This window comes from Psychrobacter sp. W2-37-MNA-CIBAN-0211 (assembly GCF_040309405.1).
In the GTDB taxonomy this organism is placed as follows: Bacteria; Pseudomonadota; Gammaproteobacteria; order Pseudomonadales; family Moraxellaceae; genus Psychrobacter; species Psychrobacter glaciei.
In genome coordinates this window covers 1-1,704 of the sequence record NZ_JBEOOU010000029.1, presented here as the reverse complement: position 1 = coordinate 1,704, position 1,704 = coordinate 1, and the positions used below count along the sequence as shown (strand labels likewise).

At 39.9% G+C, this 1,704-nt stretch carries 2 protein-coding genes; both read right to left on the bottom strand.

Annotated elements, in window-relative coordinates; all coding sequences use genetic code 11:
• A partial coding sequence (locus AAEY72_RS14090) for a phosphoribosylaminoimidazolesuccinocarboxamide synthase (protein ID WP_352311114.1) occupies nucleotides 1-771 on the bottom strand: 771 nt, incomplete at its 3' end.
• 424 nt (nucleotides 772-1,195) lie between these two features.
• A partial coding sequence (locus tag AAEY72_RS16680) for a terminase gpA endonuclease subunit (protein ID WP_502945386.1) occupies nucleotides 1,196-1,704 on the bottom strand: 509 nt, incomplete at its 5' end.

Below are 1,704 nucleotides of genomic sequence, written 5' to 3'. Positions count from 1 at the left end.
AACACCATTAGAAGTTAACCAATCTCTCAAAAATTGTTTATCGTAAGAGTCTTGAGATTTACCAACTTCGTATTTAGTAGCATTCCAGAATCTGGAAGAATCTGGAGTTAAAACTTCGTCAACAAGAACGATGTTGTCACCATCTAAACCAAATTCAAATTTAGTATCAGCGATAATAATTCCTTTAGTGGCAGCGTAATCTCTGGCTTTGGTGTACAAATCAATAGCAATTTTTTCAATTCTATCACATAATTCTTTTCCAACAATCTTGTCAGCTTGTTCTTTGGTGATATTTTCATCATGTTCACCTTGTTCTGCTTTAGTGGATGGGGTGAAGATAGGAGTGATTTGTTGTGATTCAACCACATCACCAATAGGAATACCGTGGACGGTTTTAGATTTTTGGTATTCTTTCCAGCCGGAACCGGTGATGTAACCTCTAACAATAACTTCAAGAGGGATCAATTTCAATTTTCTAACAAGTAAGGATCTGCCTTCCAATTGGTTTCTATATGGTTCTAGTTGAGGATATTTTTGGAAAATGTCTCCTTTGATTAAATGGTTTTCAATTGGCAAGAAATCAAACCAGAATTCAGACAATTTGGTTAAGATTTTACCTTTATTTGGGATACCATTAGACATAATCACATCGTATGCGGAAATTCTATCAGTAGCAACGAATAAAAGAGTGTTGTCGTCAACTTGGTAAATATCTCTGACTTTACCTTTGGCAATCAATGGGAAAGTTCCTTCTAAGTTAGTTGAAGTCATCTGGGAGCTGGTGGTGGTGGTGGTGGTGGTGATTATGGTGATAAAGAAGAAAAAGAAGAAGAGAAAGAAGAGTTGACTCGGAGTAATTCACATTTTTTTTTTCTTCTGCTAATTTAACTTCTGCGACATCATTGACATTAATGTACATGTGGGATGAACTTGAAGGGAAATGCTACCCTAAAAGAATTGTCTTTTTATTTGAATAACGCATATTCGTCTCCCTAATGCGATTCTTGATTATTTATCTTTAAAAAAAATACCACTAATTCATAATTATTGGCTCGAAACTCACAGCCTTTATTTTTTTGATCACGGATTTCGAGTTGAGCCGCGCGTGTTTCCATTTTTGGAGTGAAAAGCAAAAGACCAAGACGAAAGAGAAAAAAAAACCTCAATCGACGGGAGAGGGAAAAAAATCATACTGTTATAATATTTTTTTTTGAATAGTGCCCCCCTTTTTTTTGAAGAAGAAGAAGAACCGATACCAAACATAGAGAAACGAAACAATGTCATTTAAAGCGCTGAAGAAGGGGGATCCTCTAGAGTCCAGCAGCGCACTGAGATCCAGCTGCCAGCGGGAAATACTGATGCGCAGCGCCGCCAGCGCATAAACGAAGCAGTCGAGTGCCTCATTGCGTCGCTTTTTGCTGTCCCACAGTATTTTTTTCCTGCCATCCACCCATTTTTCGACCTGCTCTTCAGCAGTCAGCTGCTGCGCTTCGGTCAGATCAAAAATATCCGGGTTATTCGGGAAGTGAACGGCACCGGGAAGCGGTTCATCCCCTTCCGGCGTCAGTGTGAAGCGGTTATAAATCTGCTCTTTCGCGGTATCCGTACCGATTTCGGTAAGGTAAACGACCTGCAGGCATGCAAGCTTGGCACTGGCCGTCGTTTTACAACGTCGTGACTGGGAAAACCCTGGCGTTACCCAAC